15 protein-coding genes are annotated in these 19,570 nt (G+C 52.2%); 9 read left to right on the top strand and 6 right to left on the bottom strand.

The features are described 5' to 3' along the window. Positions 1-101: 101 nt before the first annotated feature. The 5 genes from entC to entH are packed head-to-tail and all read left to right on the top strand — an operon-like array spanning position 102 to position 4,963. On the top strand, positions 102-1,277 hold the full coding sequence (gene entC / locus OGV77_RS03530; protein WP_087051585.1) for an isochorismate synthase EntC: 1,176 nt from the start codon (positions 102-104) through the stop codon (positions 1,275-1,277). A 33-nt stretch (positions 1,278-1,310) separates the two neighbouring features. After that, the gene (gene entE, locus OGV77_RS03525; protein ID WP_087051584.1) at positions 1,311-2,921 is read left to right on the top strand and encodes a (2,3-dihydroxybenzoyl)adenylate synthase EntE; all 1,611 of its coding nucleotides are present in this window, start codon (positions 1,311-1,313) and stop codon (positions 2,919-2,921) included. Between the two features lie 13 nt (positions 2,922-2,934). After that, entirely contained in the window at positions 2,935-3,792 is an 858-nt protein-coding gene (locus OGV77_RS03520; protein ID WP_043015539.1) for an isochorismatase, read from the top strand. Then, positions 3,792-4,547 (top strand): 2,3-dihydro-2,3-dihydroxybenzoate dehydrogenase EntA, encoded by a 756-nt coding sequence (entA, locus tag OGV77_RS03515; protein WP_087051583.1) that lies wholly within the window; start codon positions 3,792-3,794, stop codon positions 4,545-4,547. Before OGV77_RS03520 ends, entA begins: the two co-directional genes overlap by 1 nt. 2 nt (positions 4,548-4,549) lie before the next feature. Beyond that, positions 4,550-4,963, top strand: a complete 414-nt coding sequence (entH, locus tag OGV77_RS03510; protein ID WP_029139447.1) for a proofreading thioesterase EntH — start codon at positions 4,550-4,552, stop codon at positions 4,961-4,963. A gap of 38 nt (positions 4,964-5,001) precedes the next feature. Here the strand turns inward: entH and OGV77_RS03505 are convergent, their stop codons facing one another. After that, positions 5,002-9,348, bottom strand: coding sequence for an autotransporter outer membrane beta-barrel domain-containing protein (locus OGV77_RS03505; RefSeq protein WP_087051581.1), 4,347 nt, complete (start codon positions 9,346-9,348; stop codon positions 5,002-5,004). A gap of 498 nt (positions 9,349-9,846) precedes the next feature. Here OGV77_RS03505 and cstA point away from each other — a divergent pair, with 498 nt between their 5' ends. Beyond that, positions 9,847-11,952 carry a pyruvate/proton symporter CstA gene (gene cstA, locus OGV77_RS03500; protein ID WP_043015542.1) on the top strand — a complete coding sequence of 702 codons (2,106 nt, stop codon included), beginning with the start codon at positions 9,847-9,849 and terminating at the stop codon, positions 11,950-11,952. Positions 11,953-12,015: 63 nt separating this feature from the next. After that, positions 12,016-12,213, top strand: coding sequence for a YbdD/YjiX family protein (locus tag OGV77_RS03495; RefSeq protein ID WP_043015543.1), 198 nt, complete (start codon positions 12,016-12,018; stop codon positions 12,211-12,213). A 97-nt stretch (positions 12,214-12,310) separates the two neighbouring features. Here OGV77_RS03495 and OGV77_RS03490 read toward each other — a convergent pair whose 3' ends face one another. Then, a complete protein-coding gene (locus OGV77_RS03490) occupies positions 12,311-13,399 on the bottom strand; it encodes an oxidoreductase (protein ID WP_087051579.1) in 1,089 nt (362 codons plus the stop codon). A 132-nt stretch (positions 13,400-13,531) separates the two neighbouring features. Between OGV77_RS03490 and OGV77_RS03485 the strand changes: the two genes are divergently transcribed. Further along, positions 13,532-14,692: a pyridoxal phosphate-dependent aminotransferase gene (locus tag OGV77_RS03485; RefSeq protein WP_087051577.1), complete on the top strand. Its 1,161-nt coding sequence runs from the start codon at positions 13,532-13,534 to the stop codon at positions 14,690-14,692. Here the strand turns inward: OGV77_RS03485 and OGV77_RS03480 are convergent, their stop codons facing one another. From OGV77_RS03480 to dsbG, 4 genes are all read right to left on the bottom strand, one after another. Next, positions 14,693-15,310 carry an IbrB-like domain-containing protein gene (locus OGV77_RS03480; protein WP_043015546.1) on the bottom strand — a complete coding sequence of 206 codons (618 nt, stop codon included), beginning with the start codon at positions 15,308-15,310 and terminating at the stop codon, positions 14,693-14,695. Continuing rightward, positions 15,295-16,518: a phosphoadenosine phosphosulfate reductase gene (locus OGV77_RS03475; RefSeq protein WP_043015547.1), complete on the bottom strand. Its 1,224-nt coding sequence runs from the start codon at positions 16,516-16,518 to the stop codon at positions 15,295-15,297. Before OGV77_RS03475 ends, OGV77_RS03480 begins: the two co-directional genes overlap by 16 nt. A gap of 160 nt (positions 16,519-16,678) precedes the next feature. Continuing rightward, positions 16,679-17,575: a DNA-binding transcriptional repressor CitR gene (gene citR / locus OGV77_RS03470; protein ID WP_047412754.1), complete on the bottom strand. Its 897-nt coding sequence runs from the start codon at positions 17,573-17,575 to the stop codon at positions 16,679-16,681. A 203-nt stretch (positions 17,576-17,778) separates the two neighbouring features. Continuing rightward, positions 17,779-18,525: a thiol:disulfide interchange protein DsbG gene (gene dsbG / locus OGV77_RS03465; RefSeq protein WP_043015549.1), complete on the bottom strand. Its 747-nt coding sequence runs from the start codon at positions 18,523-18,525 to the stop codon at positions 17,779-17,781. A 374-nt stretch (positions 18,526-18,899) separates the two neighbouring features. On the opposite strand from dsbG, the gene ahpC reads away from it, so the two are divergent. Next, entirely contained in the window at positions 18,900-19,463 is a 564-nt protein-coding gene (gene ahpC / locus OGV77_RS03460) for an alkyl hydroperoxide reductase subunit C (RefSeq protein WP_004859485.1), read from the top strand. Positions 19,464-19,570: the final 107 nt, after the last annotated feature.

Genomic DNA, 19,570 nt, shown 5'->3' with positions numbered 1-19,570 from the left:
CTACCACAAGAGTTGACATACCGGCGCTTTGCTTTTAGGTTAGCGACCGAAAATATAAATGATAATCATTATTAGAGCCTTTATCATTTTTGGAGGATGATATGGATACGTCACTGGCCGAGGAAAAAACGCAGACTATGCCGACGCTCGCTCCCGACAGTTTTTTCTTTATGTCGCCGTATCGTAGTTTTACGACGTCAGGATGCTTCGCCCGCTACGCGGAACCGGCAATTGATGGCGATTCGCCAGACAGCCCATTCCAACAAAAAATGCATGCACTGTTTGCGGATGCCAAATCGCAGGGTATCGCGAACCCCATCATGGTAGGGGCGATTCCTTTTGATACCCGCCAGCCGTCATCGCTGTTTATTCCCCGCTCGTGGCAGACGTTCTCCCGAACGGCTAAGCAGCAGTCATCACGTTACTTTAACGCGCATCAGTCGCTGAACGTTGTTGAACGTCAATCGATCCCGGAACAGGATTTCTTTGAAGATATGGTCAGCCGGGCGGCTGCGCTGACGGCAACCCCGGAAGTCGACAAAGTGGTGTTGTCACGCCTGATCGATATCACCACCGATGCCAGCATTGACAGTGGCGCGCTGCTGGAGCGCCTGGTGGCGCAAAATCCGGCGAGCTACAACTTCCATGTGCCTCTGGAAGACGGCGGCGTATTGATTGGCGCCAGCCCGGAACTGCTGTTGCGCAAAGAAGGCGATCGTTTTAGCTCATTGCCGCTGGCAGGCTCGGCACGTCGTCAGCCAGATGATGTGCTGGATCGAGAGGCGGGGATCCGCCTGCTGGCCTCCGAGAAGGATCGCCATGAGCACGAACTGGTGACGCAGGCGATGAAAACCGTCCTGCGCGATCGCAGCCGTGAACTGCAATTGCCTTCTTCACCGCAACTGGTTACCACGCCAACGCTCTGGCACCTTGGCACACCGTTTGAAGGTAAAGCCAACGCGCAGGAAAACGCCCTGACGCTGGCGTGTCTGCTGCATCCGACGCCAGCGCTGAGCGGTTTCCCACATCAGGTTGCACGCAACATTATCGCCGAGCTGGAGCCGTTCGATCGCGAACTGTTCGGCGGCATTGTTGGCTGGTGCGATGCCGAAGGTAACGGTGAATGGGTGGTGACGATCCGCTGCGCGAAGCTGCTGCGTAATCAGGTTCGTTTCTTTGCTGGCGCCGGGATTGTTCCTGCCTCTTCTCCGGTTGCGGAATGGCGTGAAACGGGGGCCAAGCTCTCCACGATGTTGAATGTTTTTGGACTGCATTAAGAGCCTTATTGACCAGGCTTCTGAGGAGCGATAATGAGTATTCCTTTCACCCGCTGGCCGGAGGAGTTTGCCCGCCGCTATCGTGAAAAAGGTTACTGGCAGGATTTGCCGCTGACCGACATTCTGACCCGTCACGCAGAAAGCGATCATACGGCGGTAATTGATGGTGAACGCCATCTGAGCTATCGCCAGCTAAATCAGGCCGCTGACAATCTCGCCTGCAGCCTGCGCCGTCAGGGGATCAAACCCGGTGAAACCGCGCTGGTACAACTGGGCAATGTGGCTGAGCTGTATATCACCTTCTTTGCGCTGCTCAAGCTGGGCGTAGCACCGGTGCTGGCGTTATTCAGCCATCAGCGTAACGAACTAAACGCCTATGCCAAACAGATTGAACCGGCGCTGCTGATTGCCGATCGCCAGCATGCGCTGTTTAGCGGGGACGATTTTCTAAACGCTTTTGTGGCTGAACACAATTCAGTGCGCGTGGTGCAACTGCGTAATGATGAAGGTGAACACAATCTACAAACGGCGATAAGCCAACCTGCGACTGATTTTACCGCCACGCCGTCGCCCGCTGATGAGGTGGCGTACTTCCAGCTTTCCGGCGGGACGACCGGGACGCCAAAGCTAATACCTCGTACCCATAACGATTACTACTACAGTGTGCGTCGCAGCAATGAGATTTGCCGCTTCACCGGGGAAACGCGTTATCTGTGCGCGATCCCGGCGGCGCATAACTACGCCATGAGTTCGCCTGGCGCACTGGGCGTATTCCTGGCCGGCGGCACCGTGGTGCTGGCGGATGACCCGAGCGCAACCCTGTGTTTCCCGCTAATAGAACGGCATCAGGTTAACGTCACGGCGCTGGTACCGCCTGCGGTGAGCCTGTGGTTGCAGGCCATTGCTGAATGGGGCAGCAATGCGCAATTGGCTTCGCTGACGCTGTTGCAGGTTGGTGGGGCACGTCTTTCCGCCACGCTTGCGGCGCGTATTCCTGCAGAGATTGGCTGCCAGCTGCAGCAGGTCTTCGGCATGGCGGAAGGGCTGGTGAACTACACCCGTCTGGATGATAGCCCGGAGCGCATCATCAATACCCAGGGTCGCCCAATGTGTCCCGATGATGAAGTCTGGGTGGCGGACGCTGATGGCAATCCATTAGCCCAGGGTGAAACCGGACGCCTGATGACGCGTGGCCCTTACACCTTCCGCGGCTACTTCAAAAGTCCAGAGCACAATGCCAGCGCCTTTGACGCCAACGGTTTTTATTGTTCCGGCGATCTGATCGCTATCGATCCGGATGGTTATATCACCGTTCAGGGACGCGAGAAGGATCAGATCAACCGTGGTGGGGAGAAGATCGCTGCTGAAGAGATTGAAAACCTGCTGCTGCGCCATCCATCGGTGATCCATGCCGCGTTGGTCAGTATGGATGACGAACTGATGGGCGAGAAAAGCTGTGCCTGGCTGGTGGTAAAAGAGCCGCTGCGCGCGGTGCAGGTGCGTCGTTTTCTACGTGAACAGGGCGTGGCGGAATTCAAATTACCTGACCGCGTTGAATGCGTTGAGTCATTACCGCTGACCCCGGTTGGGAAAGTGGATAAAAAACAATTACGTCAGTGGCTGGCAGCACGTTCACTGGCCTGAAGGAGAAAAAGAGATGGCAATTCCTAAACTGCAGGCTTATGCGCTACCCACGGCGCTTGATGTTCCGGTGAACAAGGTCGACTGGGCGTTTGACCCTGAACGCGCCGCGCTGCTGATCCACGACATGCAGGATTATTTTATCGGCTTTTGGGGTGATAACTGCCCGATGATGGAGCAGGTTGTCGCTAACATCGCCGCACTGCGTCAGTACTGTAAAGAGCATAACATTCCGGTGTATTACACCGCTCAGCCGAAAGAACAGAGTGATGAAGACCGCGCTCTGCTCAATGATATGTGGGGACCGGGTCTGACGCGTTCACCAGAACAGCAAAAGATTGTTGAGGCGCTGGCCCCGGATGAAGCGGATACCATTCTGGTGAAATGGCGTTACAGCGCATTTCATCGCTCCCCGCTGGAACAGATGCTCAAGGAAACCGGTCGTAATCAACTGATCATTACCGGGGTGTATGCGCATATCGGCTGTATGACCACCGCAACGGACGCCTTTATGCGTGATATCAAGCCGTTTATGGTTGCCGATGCGCTGGCGGACTTTAGCCGTGACGAGCACCTGATGTCGCTGAAATACGTGGCAGGGCGTTCCGGGCGCGTAGTGATGACTCAGGAATTATTACCGACCCCGGTCCCGGCCACTAAGGATGCGTTGCGCAGCGTTATTCTGCCGCTGCTGGACGAGTCTGAAGAGCCGATGGATGATGAAAACCTGATCGACTACGGGCTGGATTCTGTGCGCATGATGGCGTTGGCGGCGCGCTGGCGTAAAGTTCATGGCGACATTGATTTCGTGATGTTGGCGAAAAATCCGACCATTGACGCCTGGTGGACGCTGCTCTCCCGCGAGGTGAAGTAATGGCCGGATTTGATTTTGCAGGGAAAACCGTCTGGGTAACCGGGGCGGGAAAAGGGATTGGCTATACCACGGCGCTGGCATTTGCGCATGCTGGCGCTGAGGTGACAGGATTCGATCGCGAGTTTCCTCAGGATAACTACCCATTTACGACCGAAGTGCTGGATGTGGCGAATGCCGGACAGGTGGCTGAGGTGTGCCAGCGCGTCCTTAAAGCGCGCGAGCGTTTGGATGTGTTGGTCAATGCCGCAGGTATTTTGCGTATGGGGGCTACCGATGCGCTGAGCGCTGAGGAGTGGCAGCAGACGTTTGCGGTAAACGTTGGCGGGGCGTTCAATCTGTTTCAGCAGACGATGGCGCAGTTTCGTCGCCAGCAGGGCGGGGCGATCGTGACCGTCGCGTCGGATGCGGCGCACACACCGCGTATCGGCATGAGCGCCTACGGCGCGTCAAAAGCCGCGTTGAAAAGCCTGGCGCTGACCGTCGGACTTGAGCTGGCGGGTAGCGGTGTGCGTTGTAATGTGGTTTCACCAGGCTCGACCGACACTGACATGCAGCGTACGTTGTGGGTCAGTGATGACGCGGAGCAACAGCGCATTCGTGGGTTTGGCGAGCAGTTCAAGCTCGGTATTCCGCTGGGGAAAATCGCCCGGCCGCAGGAAATCACCAACACCATTTTATTTCTCGCCTCTGACCTTGCCAGCCACATTACGCTGCAGGATATCGTGGTGGACGGCGGCTCTACGCTGGGGGCATGACCATGATCTGGAAACGTCATTTAACGCTGGATGAACTGAATGCTACCAGTCAGAACACGATGGTGGCGCATCTTGGCATGGTTTATACCCGACTGGGGGATGATGTGCTGGAAGCCGAAATGCCGGTGGATAGCCGCACGCATCAGCCGTTTGGCCTGCTGCACGGCGGCGCGTCGGCGGCTCTGGCGGAAACACTGGGTTCGATGGCGGGTTATCTGATGACGCGCGACGGGCAGTGCGTGGTGGGGACGGAACTGAACGCTACCCATCATCGGGCGGTTGCGCAGGGGAAAGTGCGCGGTGTCTGCCAGCCGCTGCACCTCGGGCGTCAGAGTCAAAGCTGGGAAATCGTTATCTTTGATGAACAGGGACGACGCTGTTGCACCTGTCGTTTAGGCACTGCAGTGATGGGGTGAAGATAAGCGCGTCGTTTAGACGCGCTTCGTGACACCAGTTACCAGCTATAGCGCAGATTAAAACTCCCGTTGAGATCGCGGTAGTCGTTATTACCTTTCTGACCTGCCGCCTGGACGCTGACTTTCCACTGGCTATTGAGATTCGCCTGAATTCCCACTTTTAGCTCGCTGCGATCGGCAGGAAGATCCTGTTTTACCGTTGCGTTATCAAATGATACGGCCAGATCGTCGGTGGAGTGTAGCCAGTTAATCTCTGCGAATGGCCGGACGGTTGCATCGACGAATGAAAGCTGGCTATCAATTCGCAGACCAAGACGTGTGGTCCAGCTATCGCTATTTTGCCCGTCTATGCGTGTACCATTTGTCTCAACGCTATCTACCTCGTAGCGTTGCCAGATAACCTGCGCCTGTGGCGTCAGGCTTACTGTGTTAGCGCTGCTCATATTCATGTCGTAGCGATAACCGCTTTCCAGCGAAATCGCGTGAGCCAGGGAGTCGTAATGCGTTGAACCGGCATTGCCATTCTCGACGCTGTTATTGTAGAAGCCATACTGATACCACGTATCAACATACCAGCCGCGATGTTGCCGGGCATCAGAGAACCAGGTGGCATACGCGCCAAGATTGTAACCGTCGATATCGCCTGTGGCTGTAAACTGACTGCCATCCGCGCCACGATTTCCGGTGCTGTCGGTACTGCCGTCAAGGTAACTGGCCATCAGGCCAAACGTGATGCTTTGCTGATCATCGCGCCAGGTTGCAAGGTCGCTGCCAAGCTGAAACTGGGTGTAATCGCTGTCCATGTCGATATTGCCGTTTACAGCCGATGTGTCCGTTTTTCCGCCTTTCATTCGCGCCCAGACGCTTCCTTCGGCCGAGCGGTACTGGCTCCCTTCACGATCGAACAGCGTTTGCATCTGCAGGCTACGCGCCAGCCATTGGTTGCCCAGATAAGCGCCTATATCGGCGCGATATTGTGGATTTGTCGGGGTAACGTCGCTACCGCCGTCATCAGGATCGACCGGTGTGACGTCGCTGCCGCCGTCATCAGGATCGACCGGTGTGACGTCGCTGCCGCCGTCATCAGGGTCAACCGGTGTGACGTCGCTGTCGCCGTCATCAGGATCAACCGGTGTCACGTCGCTGTCGTCAGGATCGTCGGGTGTTTCTGCTTTGGAACGCAAATACCAGCTTTCGTTATCTTCATACAGACGATACTCATACAGGCCGATTTGAATCTGATTGCCAAGAGAAAACGCGTTATCCGATGACACCCCCCCGACGTCAACAATCTCGATACCTTGATCGGTATATGCCCCCACGCCATCCACATTATTGATGTAGAGCGTGGTGCTGCCGTTTACATTACCCGAGACAATGAGCTGGTCGGTTGGTGAATTATCATCGCCCAAACTGGCGTTAAGTGAGAGCTGACCGCCGTTGCCCGTGTAGTCGCCGTTGATGATTAACGCATTCCCGGGAGTCGAACCACTGCTGCGGATTACGCCCTGGTTGGTCACATTGCCATTAACGATCAACTGGCTGTCTGGCGTTGTGCTATCGCCAAAACTTAGCAGGCCGAGGTTATTTACCGCGCCGTTGATTACCCCGTTGCCGCCGAGGGTGGCTCCGGCTTTGACATTGACGCTCTGCTTGCTGCCTTCAGCGCCGATAGCGCCCGATTCAGTCAACCACAGCGTTCCCTGCTGAATGTCTGTGATTCCGCTCCAGGTATTCTTTGCGGTAAGGGTGAGCGTGCCGTCTCCTTTTTTGGTCAGACTTTTACCGTCCCATCCAGTGGTGGCGTTGGGTGAGGTATCTGCCAGCAACCCATTGACGGTAAATGTCTGGCCCGCGTCAAGGGTAAACGTACCGTGTGCAGGCGTAGAGACCGCGGCGGAGTCTCCGGCGTACCAACTGAGCCCCACGCCCAATTCATATTGGGTATTATCAAGGGCGTTAACCTGACCAGAAATCGCGATATAGTCGGGCAGGGTATCCGGATCGGTTGAGATCGAAGCGAAATCGCTCACGATTGCGGAGTCGGCATCAATTAGCGTAACCGTGTCGATGTCTGCCAGTTGATTGTCTGAGGTCAGCGCGTTGAGATCCAGCGCATTACCCGAATTGCTGATGTGTAGATCGCCGCCGGGATTAACCTGTCCGCCGGTAATTAGCGGGTTAGCGGACCGACTGGCCAGCGCCGCGGCGCTTAAATCGACGCTGAGAATACTGCTTTCTTTCAGCGTGACCTCGTCAGCATGCACGGTGCTGTAAGTTCCGGCTGCGTGGTCTGCCGCCAGCTCAAGGGTTCCTGCGTTAGTCAGCGTCGTGAGCGTGGAATCATCGGTAACCCGCCACAGGCTCTGGTCGGCAAGGTTAAGGTTGAGGATTGAATCAATACCCTGGTCGTTGAAGCTTTCATTAACCGAGGTTGCCCCGGCGAAATAAGAATCCGCGTCCATATTGAGGTTGATATATCCCCAGCCGCTGTTAACGATGTCGCCGGTTATGGTCATTTTCCCTGAGCCATTTACCGTCCCGCCAGGTAGAACATTCCCGCCCGAAGAAACTTTCGGATTCCAGATGGCAACGCCGCCGTCGGCGATAATGGTGGTATCGCCCGTCAGATTCACGATACCGCCTTCTTGCACTATCACGCCGTAACCACTGCCGTTAGCGCCGGTCATATCAATAGTCAGGTTATCACCATTGATGATGCCTGCATGGGTAAAATCCCCATCGCCGATAGCCCAAAGACCGTAAGGATCGTTACCGCTCATGATGATATCCGTATTGGATATATTGATCGTCGCGCCGCTGTATTGGGCTGATGCGCCATAGCCGTTCACCGCGTAGATAGTGTTTCGCTGCTCTGCTGAACCGTTGAAATTTATGGTTGTCGGGGCGCTGTAGGGGGTGTTGGCCACAATACCGTTGGTTGTGTGGCCTGTGGAATTTCTTCCATCAATAGTGCTGCCTTCGCCAATGTTGGCGACGGCGGCATGCATGCTGCTCATTAGTGTAAGGGCGGTGGACTGCGCGGTCGTGACGGTCAGATTTTTGGCATTGAATTCACTGTATCCTCGGCCGGTCAGGTAAATTGTTGATGCAGTCCCGTTTGCGCTAATGGCGCTGTCTGACCCTAAATCAACCACGCCGCCTTCTATTCGAAGCCCTTCCGTCTTCTGGCCGGTGACATCAATGGTGAGATTGTTGGCCTTTACTGTCCCGATGGCATCATCTTTGCTGGTTGCTGAATAATCATCAACAATCATCCCGTATCCTTCGGAGAAACCGTGCACGGTAATGGTGGAATCATTGCCAAAATCCACGTTGCCGCTGATGTCCGCGCCCGTACCTTTTGCGCGCTCGGTAGAGGTTGTGGAAAGGGTGATATCAAGGCTATCTGCCGTAAAATAACTTTGTGAACCAGAAACGAGTCCATATGCCGTACCTCCAGGCATTGAGAGCGTAATTGCGCTGTTCTTGCCCAGATTAACTTGGCTGTATTGCCCCTCCTGGATACCATAAATCGTGGTGCCTGTTCCTGCCTCTGATACGGTGAAATCAATGTTCAGCCCATTCGCGTTAACCTGGGTGTTTTTTCCAAGATAGAGCGCGCTGCCGCCGGCTGTGCCGCTGGTTAATTCTATGCGGCTGTCATCCCCAAAATTGAGCGTGGTACCGTTTGCCCAGTATGTGTCGATACCGACAGCCTTACCGGTTGCTTCGGTGTTAACCTGGATTATTCCAGCATTCATGGTTAACGTATTATTGTCGTCATAGAAATAGACGCCCGTCGCATTACCATTTTGGGATTCGGTGACAATTTTACTCTTGTTGCCGAAGTTCAGCGTGGCGTTTTCTGTATGAACGTTAATTCCGTAAGCATCTTTTTTACTAATGGTATTAATTGATATATTCTCGGCGTCTATATTTGTGCCTGGACTGGTGTTGTTAATATAAAGACCTGTGGTTGATGCTGTTTTCGCCGTTCCTGTGTCCGTAACGTTAATCTGTGTGCCGTTACCTAAATTATTACTGGCGCTGTTATCAAGCTTTACCCCAACAGAGCCACTATCACCAGTAACGTTAATGGTGGCTTTACCATTAATTTGTACGCCTTGCCCCCCTGAGGACAGGCTTTCGATACCCGTGGTGCCATCAACAGACGTCACTGTATCGCCATCATTTAAACTGATGGTTTCACCGCTAAGCGGACCGTAGTCGCTGGCATGAACGCAGTTTGCCGTTAATCCAACCACCGATAACACCAGGCCCGCGACGGTTGCGCGGACCCGATGATCGCCCTGCGAGAGTTCTGACGTCACCACAAACATATTTCTGGCGATATTCCAGACGATGCGATAGCATTTATTCATAATTTATATCCTTATACGGCCATCCTGAACAACCTGGCGCTGAAAAAATTCTGCTTAATTAATTTTATTTTTTATATGGATGATTTTGTCATTAAAACTGGTGATGCGGGTATATTCTTTGCTTTGAAATCGGTGATTAAAATGAAATAAAGCACTAACTGCATACAAAATCAGGATAGTCTGAATCCATAAATGTATTAACCGTATAAATTGAGAAGTTCAGGTTAATATTGTTAATAAATATCCTTATTGATAATAAAAATATTAAGTGACTCGCTCTGCATCATGCCGGGAGGAGATGTGGACAAAACATTGAGGGGTTGGCACATAGCGCGCAATTTTTTCAGTTGTCTCTGCGTTGATAGTGATCAAGTTAACAATACAATGTAAAAAATCAGTGATATATCCGCTTTACATGGTTGTCAGGTTGTTAAATCAAGAAAAGATGTTATAGAAACAAAATGTAACATCTCTCTGACCAGGATAACGGATACAACTATGAACAAATCAGGGAAGTACCTCGTCTGGACATTGCTCTCCGTAGTGGGAGCATTTGCCCTCGGCTATATCGCATTAAACCGTGGTGAACAGATCAACGCGTTGTGGATAGTCGTGGCGTCGGTCTGTGTTTACCTAATCGCTTACCGTTTTTATGGCCTGTACATTGCGAAAAATGTACTGGCGCTGGACCCGACGCGTATGACGCCAGCCGTGCGTCATAACGATGGTCTGGACTATGTTCCTACCGATAAAAAAGTGCTGTTTGGTCACCATTTTGCGGCGATTGCCGGAGCAGGTCCGTTAGTTGGACCTGTGCTGGCGGCGCAAATGGGCTATCTGCCAGGTATGATCTGGCTGCTCGCCGGGGTAGTGCTGGCGGGGGCGGTGCAGGATTTCATGGTGCTGTTTGTTTCTACCCGTCGCGATGGTCGTTCCCTTGGCGAACTGGTGAAAGAAGAGATGGGCCCTACGGCGGGCGTCATTGCGCTGGTGGCCTGTTTTATGATCATGGTGATTATCCTTGCGGTACTGGCGATGATCGTCGTGAAAGCGCTGACCCACAGCCCGTGGGGCACTTACACCGTCGCGTTTACCATCCCGCTGGCGATCTTCATGGGGATTTACCTGCGTTATCTGCGCCCGGGCCGCATTGGTGAAGTGTCGGTCATCGGTCTTGTATTCCTGGTGTTTGCTATTATTTCCGGCGGCTGGGTCGCTGAAAGCCCGACCTGGGCGCCGTACTTTGACTTTACCGGAGTACAGCTGACGTGGATGCTGGTGGGCTACGGCTTTGTCGCTGCCGTGCTGCCGGTGTGGCTGCTGCTGGCGCCGCGTGATTATCTTTCTACTTTCCTGAAAATCGGCACCATTGTTGGTCTGGCGGTAGGGATTCTGATCATGCGTCCGACGCTGACCATGCCTGCGCTGACAAAGTTTGTTGATGGTACTGGCCCGGTCTGGACCGGTAACCTGTTCCCGTTCCTGTTTATTACCATTGCCTGTGGCGCGGTATCGGGCTTCCATGCGCTGATCGCTTCCGGTACCACGCCGAAGATGCTGGCGAATGAAGGGCAGGCCTGCTTTATCGGCTACGGCGGGATGCTGATGGAATCCTTTGTCGCCATCATGGCGCTGGTTTCTGCGTGTATCATCGATCCGGGCGTGTACTTTGCGATGAACAGCCCGATGGCGGTGCTGGCTCCGGCGGGGACGGTTGACGTAGTCGCTTCTGCGGCGCAGGTGGTCAGCAGTTGGGGCTTTGCCATTACGCCGGACACCCTGCATCAAATCGCCAATGAAGTCGGTGAACAATCCATTATCTCCCGCGCAGGCGGAGCGCCGACGCTGGCTGTAGGGATGGCGTACATTCTGCACGGTGCGCTGGGCGGTATGATGGATGTGGCGTTCTGGTATCACTTCGCCATTCTGTTTGAAGCGCTGTTTATTCTGACGGCGGTAGATGCCGGTACACGTGCCGCGCGCTTTATGCTGCAGGATCTGCTGGGCGTGGTGTCACCGAGTCTGAAACGTACCGATTCGCTGCCTGCGAACCTGCTGGCTACAGCGCTGTGCGTGTTGGCCTGGGGTTACTTCTTGCACCAGGGGGTGGTGGATCCACTGGGCGGTATTAATACTCTGTGGCCGCTGTTTGGTATCGCCAACCAAATGCTGGCCGGTATGGCGCTGATGCTCTGTGCGGTGGTGTTGTTCAAGATGAAACGTCAGCGCTACGCATGGGTGGCGCTGGTGCCAACGGCATGGCTGCTGATTTGTACCCTGACCGCTGGCTGGCAGAAAGCGTTTAGCCCGGATGCGAAAATCGGCTTCCTGGCTATCGCCAACAAGTTCCAGGCGATGATCGACAGCGGTAACATTCCTGCGCAGTACACCCAGTCGCAGCTGACGCAACTGGTATTTAATAACCGACTGGATGCGGGACTGACCATCTTTTTCATGGTGGTCGTTGTGGTGCTGGGTCTGTTCTCCATCAGAACTGCGCTGGCAGCGCTGAAAGAGGACAAACCGACGTCGAAAGAAACGCCGTACGAACCGATGCCTGAAAATGTCGAAGAGATCGTGGCGCAGGCGAAAGGCGCGCACTAATATTCTCTTAACCAACGAGCCCTCTCCTGAACGGGGAGGGCGTTTGTACGACAGGGAAACACTATGTTTGAAACGCTCTCCAAAGCCGGGAAATATTTAGGTCAAACCGCCCGATTAATGATAGGTGTGCCGGATTACGACAACTATGTTGAACATATGCGCGTCACGCATCCGGACCAGATGCCAATGACCTATGAAGAATTTTTCCGCGAGCGTCAGGATGCGCGCTATGGGGGGAAAGGCGGCGCGAAGTGCTGTTAATTTTTTGCCGGATGCGCTGACGCTTATCCGGCCTACAACAATGCTTTGACCGTAGGCCTGATAAGGCGAAGCCGTCATCAGGCAACCTGCACCATAGTCACACCGTAAACGACTCTACCTTTTCGAACGCTGCGCGCAGGGTCTGTGGCGTTAACGTTACCGGCAGCGCGTGAATGGACTCCACAGGGCGCAGAGTGTGCGCGATAACCTTATCGAGTTCGACGCGGTTATTGATGTTCACTTCCAGTTGAGCTAATCGGGTTGGCAGGTTGAAGCGCTGATAAGCGGTAATCAACTGCGCCAGCACATCATCTTGTCCCAGCAGCGCGCTCTGCACCAGTATGCCGTACGCCACTTTGGTGCCGTGTAAAAACTTCTCCGTTTGCGGGAGGACGGTCAGGCCATTGTGTACCGAATGCGCGGCCGCCACGCGGGTATAGCGCTCGCCCAGACCGCCGACCATGCCGCCTCCGGCTATAATCGCATCCACCACATCACAAAACGTGCGGCTTAGCGTGCCTTGCTGTTTGTCTGCCAGCGCCTGCTCGCTGCTTTCCAGCAGGACGTCGCGAATCGTCTGCGCCGCATCAATACCCAGACGCACGGTAAGCGGTAGGGTTTCCGGTTGAGGTGCGAGCACGACGGCCTCGTACCATTTCGCCAGCGTGTCGCCAATCCCCGCCAGTAAGTATTCTTCTGGCGCATGGAAAACGATCTCGGGTTCTACCAGTACGAGGAAGTTGGCATCCGTGAAAATTTCAAAATGCAGCGCCTGTCCTGCATCGTTATACCAGACGGAGAGCGGTGTCCAGGCGGCGCAGGTCGCCGCGATAGTAGGAATACCGACAAAAGGCAGACCCAGACGACGGGCCAGCGCTTTGGCCGTGTCGAGCAATGTCCCGCCGCCCACGCCAATCACCACGCTGCGATTCTCTCCTGACTCTTTTGCCAGTTGAGCGACATCTGTTTCACTGCAATGGCCCGTAAACAGCAGGCGTTTAGCCCCGGCAAGATGAAAGTCCTCTGGCAGATAAGGTCGGGCTGCATCGATGGCGCGCTGACCATATACCCAGACGGCGCGTGAGAGTTGATCCCTGGTGAAAAAATCGTTGAGTCTCGACAGGCTGCCGGGATGGGAAAAATAGTTGGCCGGGCCGGTGACGACGCGAATCTCGGTATTACTCATGTTGTGTTGTCCTTTTGGCTGTCCTGTCCAGGCAGGTTATTTTTATATAGACGTCTGAACGTCTTGATTGCCAAATACTAGCATCGTGCTATAGTGGCTTCAACCACAACATCACACGCTGGGATAACTATAATGAGTAATAACCCGCTGATTCCGCAAAGCAAACTGCCTAATCTGGGCACCACTATTTTCACGCAAATGAGCGCGCTGGCGCAGCAGTACCAGGCCATTAACCTCTCGCAGGGATTCCCTGATTTTGATGGTCCGCTCTTTTTACAAGAACGTCTGGCGTTTCACGTCGCGCATGGCGCAAACCAGTATGCGCCGATGACGGGCGTACAGCCGCTGCGCGAAGCTATTGCGGATAAAACCGCGCAGCTGTACGGCTATAAACCTGATGCGAATAGCGAAGTGACCGTCACTGCGGGGGCTACAGAAGCATTGTACGCCGCGATTACGGCACTGGTACGGCCTGGCGATGAGGTGATTTGTTTTGACCCGAGCTACGACAGCTATGCGCCCGCGATCGAATTATCCGGCGGCGTGGTCAAACGCATCGCGCTGCAACCGCCGTCTTTTCGCGTCGACTGGCAGGAATTTAGCGCTTTACTTAGCGAACGGACCCGGCTGGTGATCCTTAACACTCCGCACAACCCTTCCGCCAGCGTGTGGCATCACGCCGATTTCGATGCCCTGTGGCAGGCGATTAAAGAACGCGATATTTTTGTCATCAGCGATGAAGTGTATGAACATATCTGCTTCGCCGGACAGGGACATGCCAGCGTGCTGGCGCATCCACAGCTGCGTGAACGTGCCGTTGCCGTTTCATCGTTTGGTAAGACTTATCATATGACCGGCTGGAAAGTCGGCTACTGCGTAGCGCCTGCCGCCATTAGCACGGAATTGCGCAAGGTACACCAGTATCTGACGTTTTCCGTCAATACGCCGGCACAGCTGGCTCTGGCGGATATGCTGCGCGAAGATCCCACGCATTATCGTGAGTTGCCAGCCTTTTATCAGAAAAAACGCGATGTACTGGTAAATGCGCTGCGTGAAAGCCGACTGGAAATTCTGCCGTGTGAAGGCACGTATTTTCTGCTGGTCGATTACAGCGCCGTCTCCACGCTTGGCGACGTTGAGTTTTGCCAGTGGCTGACCAAAGAAGTGGGCGTCGCGGCGATCCCGCTATCGGTTTTCTGCGCCGATCCTTTCCCGCATAAGCTGATTCGCCTATGTTTTGCCAAGCAGGAATCGACGCTGATAGCGGCAGCCGAACGTCTGGTTTCGCTGTAGCTATTTAACCGTCCAGGCTTTGGAGAAGCGACGGTCGGCAAATAATTCTTGCAGGCCGTTAATTTGTTTCAGGCGTAAAACCTCGTCACTATCCATGCCGAGATCTTTGCCAATTTTTTCTTCACTCCAGCCCAGCAATGATAATTCACGGACGATTTCGGACATGGCATGAATTTGGTGACGTCCGCGAGCGCGGTTATGGCGGATGGTCGCAGCCATACGCTCATGACGCTCACGCTCTAAACAGGAGACCGGCAAATATCCTTTTAGCCTTGTGCGCAGCGAGGCTTTGGCTTTCCCTAGTTCATGGCGGTGGAAACCATCGACAATTTCGTATTCTTCAGCCGTGGAATGGACCACCACGATGGGTTGCGTGAATCCGTCAGCCTCCAGAGATTTCAGCAGCAGCTTTTTCTCCGGTGGCGCAACGTTGTTGGGATTGTAGTCATTGGGTGAGATGTGATCATTTTTAACCCACAGCACGCAGTCTACAGGCTCTTCGCGAAAAGGACTGACGCTGTGTATCGCCTGTCTGAATTCATTGATGGCCTCAATTCTCTCTTTTTCTGACAGATCAGAAAGAAAGCCAACGAGTTCCTGAGTTAATCGTTGTTGCATAAGATCCCCCATTCCTGGCGTTTGGTTTTCATGCGTTCGTTATAACGTTGGTAGTTTTTGGGTTTTGTTGGGCTGAATGACAGCGCCCGACACCAGTAGTCGTTATTCAGCAGGACTTTACAGATACGCCGCCACGACGGAATATCCGCTGAGCCAATATCTCGTTCCTGAGTTTGCGGAATATTTTCCATGCCCTTTTTCTTATACCACTGCAAATAGACGGCGATTTTATTGCGATAATGTTCGGCGGTCGTTTCCGGCATGCTGTTGAGCAGCAGCATGGCATATTCCTGCCAGCTTAAATGTTCGGGTTTCAATATTTTGCGATGACCATAAAAATGGTTATCGAGACCTGCATAAATCCCGCCGCTTTTTACGCCGCTGACGCGCGCGCACATTGTCGCCCAGCGTTCAGGCTCAATAACATGGTAGAGCCACAGTCCCTGACGCTGCTCTGGTCCAAAGGGTTCGCAGATGCGCATATATCGTGTAGGAACACCGGCCTGATACATCAGGTTATACAAGGGGTTGCATGGCAACTGGGTTTTAGCAAACCAGGTCCAGATGTCGGCGGTTTTCCAGTCATAAAGTGGGTAAATATACCAGGTATGTCCGCCGGGGGCGCTGGTGGTCCAGGGTTTATCATCGGCAAAGCGTTGCTTTTGCGAATTAGCAATGGCGACAAAACGATTATAGGACTCATCGGCGCGGATCCCGACCATCATCGCGGCTGGTCGTTTCTCTGAATACCAGTCAGCGAACTCGCGAACAAATTGTTCAAACGTCATGCCGGGCTGGTAAAAAGAGAAATACTCAGGATCGGTTATGGCATCTTCCGGAGGCTGGCGAACCCACGGCGTGCCCGGTTCCCAACACTGCCATTCAGGTTGAAATTGGGAGAGGGAATTTTGCGTAGTGAGCGGTAATGCGACCCAATAAAAGCGTTCGATGACATCAGAATAACGTTCGCGAAGCGCCTGTACATAGTCGATAGTGCAGGAAAACTGGGCTTCCCAGTCGATAAATAACACGTCAATTTTTTTACCTGACTGGCGGGCACTTATGGCCGTCAGATGTAACATCAACCCAGAATCTTTACCCCCAGAGAAAGAAACGCAAATGCGTGGCAGAGCCTCAAGCGTCCAGGCAATACGTTCCTGTGCGGCTTCGAGAACGTTTTGATTCAGTGGTATTTTATAAACAGACATATCAAGTCCATATCCAGATTTTATTATTTACAGCTATAGTAAATACTTTCAATAAGATATGCTAATTTCACCAGGATGCAATACTTAAACATATTCACGGTTTAAATATTGCTGTCTAATTTATAAGAAATATATATTGTTGTGTTGTTATTTACAGAGCCTATGGGGTGATTGTTTTAATGTACTCAGCAAATGATTTGTTATTAAGTGAGGAGCGATTATACATTAAAAATAGTTTAACTGACGGTAATTTGAAATCAACACTGATCTCTTTCAGGTTAAGCGCTACCGCGTTTTGCTCATATATTATTTTGGGAAGGAGACCAATAATATCTGTGCTGGCAATAATATTGGTAATAGAAGTCAACGAATCACTACTAAAACCTATTTTGCGGTTGAGAAAGAGATTATTAGCTGCTGACTGTTGTTCCTGGACCCCGGGTTGTGTCGTGATAAACAGTGTAAACTGCTCGCGCATGATGTCTTCAAGCGTACTGTGTTCAACCATTCTGGGATGATTCCTGCTGCATACTAATACACTTTCAACTGTTTTAAACAGGGTGCATACGATAGAGCGGTTGTGCACAGGTACTGTCGAGATGATCAGATCAGCCTTGCGGTACGCCAGAATATTTTCTGCAGTTTCTGTCGACATTAATATATCGTGGTGTTCAATTTCAACATCGGAGTTTTTTCTTAATGAGTTTATTAATTCCGTTACGCCCAGCGTGGTGGTGATTTGTGGACTGTAGATTACGAATTTATTTTTCAGGCTGGAACCGTGCATAATATTAATGGTTTGTTCCAGTTTATTTAGATTCTGCTCAAGGTGCTGATGAAGATTGGCTCCTGTCACCGTAGGCGTGATGCCTTTGCCGGAGCGAATAAACAAAGGGTCGTTAAACTGCGTACGTAGTCGTTGTAATGACTGGCTTACGGCTGATGGTGTGATGTACAACGTTTCTGCAGCTTTGCTGATGCTCAAATGTTGATATATGCATTCAAATATAACCAGCAGGTTGAGATCGAACTTTTTGAGGTCATAGAGGTTAGCCATGCATACCTTCCTGTGATGGTAATGTATTGAAAAATTCAATTATGGAATAGTTTAAATGCTAGTTATTCTTGAAATTTATGTTTCTGTGCTTAATGAATAATTAACTTTAGCTAAAATAGCACAGATTGCGTAATTTTCACCAGAAAGTTAATTCTAATGAGTGATTGAAATGAGAACGATAACAATCACTCATCTTGTTACCTTTATTTATTTCCCATGATAATGTTTAATTTTTCTTTATCCGGTAAGCCTACTTCCTGTTGTAACGTATCGTCTTTACTCATGTAATAGATTGCCGGCGTTACGTTGGCTCCCAAATCATCCATCAACTTTTGGTTGATATTCAGTACCTTCATTTGCTCCGCAGGGACCGAAGCCGGGATTTCCAGCTTCATTTTCCCACCGGATGCCTCATAGTCATGCCAGGTTTTGGCCGGATCTTTGGCTGCCAGAATTGCAGCGGCGGTGGCCGGACTTTCAGGTTTAATTACGCCAACCAATAATGTACGCAACTGAACTTTACCGGCGTCCACCCACGGACGCGCCTGCTGCCAGAACTGTTTGCAATAGGGACAGAAAGGATCGGCAAACACGTAGACGATGACCGGGGCCTCTTTTTTCCCGTCCAGAATCCATGCTGCTTTTTCCATTCGCTGCCACATCTCTCGTCCGGCAGGAGCATAGATCTCTTTTTCGATTAGCGCATTGCTGAGATTTTCGCCTTTTTCGTTATACATGTAGCCGGAGATGGCATGTTTACCGTCAGGCGTGACATAGATAGTGACCCCCATGTCCTGGTATTTTCCCAGATAGCCTTTCATTCCTCCCGGCGCGTCGAAGGGTTTCAGGATAGTAATACCCTGTTTCTCAATAGCTTTAACGGGAGCAGGCAGTTCTTCGGCATGCACCACGGCAGGGAGCAGGGTTAACAGTAAGGTACGTTTAAACATTGATTTTCCTTATAAAATCAGAAGGAAAGGGGACTTAGTTGCAAAACCTATCGCAGCCATAGGTAAGATCGACCGTCCGTCGATTGCCCTTTCTTGAGTTGGGTGATGTAATCCCAATCGCTGTTACGACCTTTGTTAAGGTAATGTAGAGCGCAACACATAGCCAGCCCTGCTGGCACTGACGTTACCTGCGGGTAGCTCGGGTAATGAGGCTCCCTGCAAAGGGGGCCTTTTTTACTTTTATCTTTAGGTTCACAACATGTGTTTGAGTGGGTTGTTAGTTATCGCTTATTGATTTGATAAAGGAAACGCATTAGCCCTGCGAAGAGATTTTCGTTAACTTATCTCTCAACGAAAACACGGAGGAAGTACAGATGTCTTTGATTAATACCAAAATTAAACCTTTCAAAAACCAGGCGTTCAAAAACGGTGAGTTCATCGAAGTAACCGAGAAAGATACCGAAGGTCGCTGGAGCGTCTTCTTCTTCTACCCGGCTGACTTCACTTTCGTATGCCCGACCGAACTGGGCGACGTTGCAGACCATTACGAAGAACTGCAGAAACTGGGTGTAGACGTGTATTCCGTATCTACTGACACCCACTTCACCCACAAAGCATGGCACAGCAGCTCTGACACTATCGCGAAAATCAAATACGCGATGATCGGCGACCCGACTGGCGCTCTGACCCGTAACTTCGACAACATGCGTGAAGATGAAGGTCTGGCTGACCGCGCAACCTTCGTTGTTGACCCGCAGGGTATCATCCAGGCAATCGAAGTTACCGCTGAAGGTATCGGCCGTGATGCGTCTGACCTGCTGCGTAAAATCAAAGCGGCTCAGTACGTCGCTTCTCACCCAGGTGAAGTTTGCCCGGCAAAATGGAAAGAAGGTGAAGCCACATTAGCTCCGTCTCTGGACCTGGTCGGTAAAATCTAAAATTCGCTACGCCTTTCGCGCTACAGGTGCCTTGGCTACGCTTAATCACCCCGGTCACTTACTTATGTAAGCTCCCGGGGATTCATAAGCTTGCCGCCTGCCTGTAA

This window comes from Citrobacter sp. Ce129, from assembly GCF_030334545.1.
In the GTDB taxonomy this organism is placed as follows: domain Bacteria; phylum Pseudomonadota; class Gammaproteobacteria; order Enterobacterales; family Enterobacteriaceae; genus Citrobacter; species Citrobacter europaeus.
Note: the sequence above shows the minus strand (reverse complement) of the source record. Positions and strands in the feature narration are given on the sequence as shown.

Excerpts from the sequence above, each read along its gene's own strand:
- citR (WP_047412754.1), bottom strand. The coding sequence starts at position 17,575 with ATGGCTAACCTCTATGACCTCAAAAAGTTCGATCTCAACCTGCTGGTT.
- ahpC (WP_004859485.1), top strand. The coding sequence starts at position 18,900 with ATGTCTTTGATTAATACCAAAATTAAACCTTTCAAAAACCAGGCGTTC.
- OGV77_RS03495 (WP_043015543.1), top strand. The coding sequence starts at position 12,016 with ATGTTTGAAACGCTCTCCAAAGCCGGGAAATATTTAGGTCAAACCGCC.
- entA (WP_087051583.1), top strand. The coding sequence starts at position 3,792 with ATGGCCGGATTTGATTTTGCAGGGAAAACCGTCTGGGTAACCGGGGCG.
- cstA (WP_043015542.1), top strand. The coding sequence starts at position 9,847 with ATGAACAAATCAGGGAAGTACCTCGTCTGGACATTGCTCTCCGTAGTG.
- entH (WP_029139447.1), top strand. The coding sequence starts at position 4,550 with ATGATCTGGAAACGTCATTTAACGCTGGATGAACTGAATGCTACCAGT.
- OGV77_RS03475 (WP_043015547.1), bottom strand. The coding sequence starts at position 16,518 with ATGTCTGTTTATAAAATACCACTGAATCAAAACGTTCTCGAAGCCGCA.
- OGV77_RS03480 (WP_043015546.1), bottom strand. The coding sequence starts at position 15,310 with ATGCAACAACGATTAACTCAGGAACTCGTTGGCTTTCTTTCTGATCTG.
- dsbG (WP_043015549.1), bottom strand. The coding sequence starts at position 18,525 with ATGTTTAAACGTACCTTACTGTTAACCCTGCTCCCTGCCGTGGTGCAT.
- OGV77_RS03485 (WP_087051577.1), top strand. The coding sequence starts at position 13,532 with ATGAGTAATAACCCGCTGATTCCGCAAAGCAAACTGCCTAATCTGGGC.
- entC (WP_087051585.1), top strand. The coding sequence starts at position 102 with ATGGATACGTCACTGGCCGAGGAAAAAACGCAGACTATGCCGACGCTC.
- OGV77_RS03505 (WP_087051581.1), bottom strand. The coding sequence starts at position 9,348 with ATGAATAAATGCTATCGCATCGTCTGGAATATCGCCAGAAATATGTTT.
- OGV77_RS03490 (WP_087051579.1), bottom strand. The coding sequence starts at position 13,399 with ATGAGTAATACCGAGATTCGCGTCGTCACCGGCCCGGCCAACTATTTT.
- entE (WP_087051584.1), top strand. The coding sequence starts at position 1,311 with ATGAGTATTCCTTTCACCCGCTGGCCGGAGGAGTTTGCCCGCCGCTAT.
- OGV77_RS03520 (WP_043015539.1), top strand. The coding sequence starts at position 2,935 with ATGGCAATTCCTAAACTGCAGGCTTATGCGCTACCCACGGCGCTTGAT.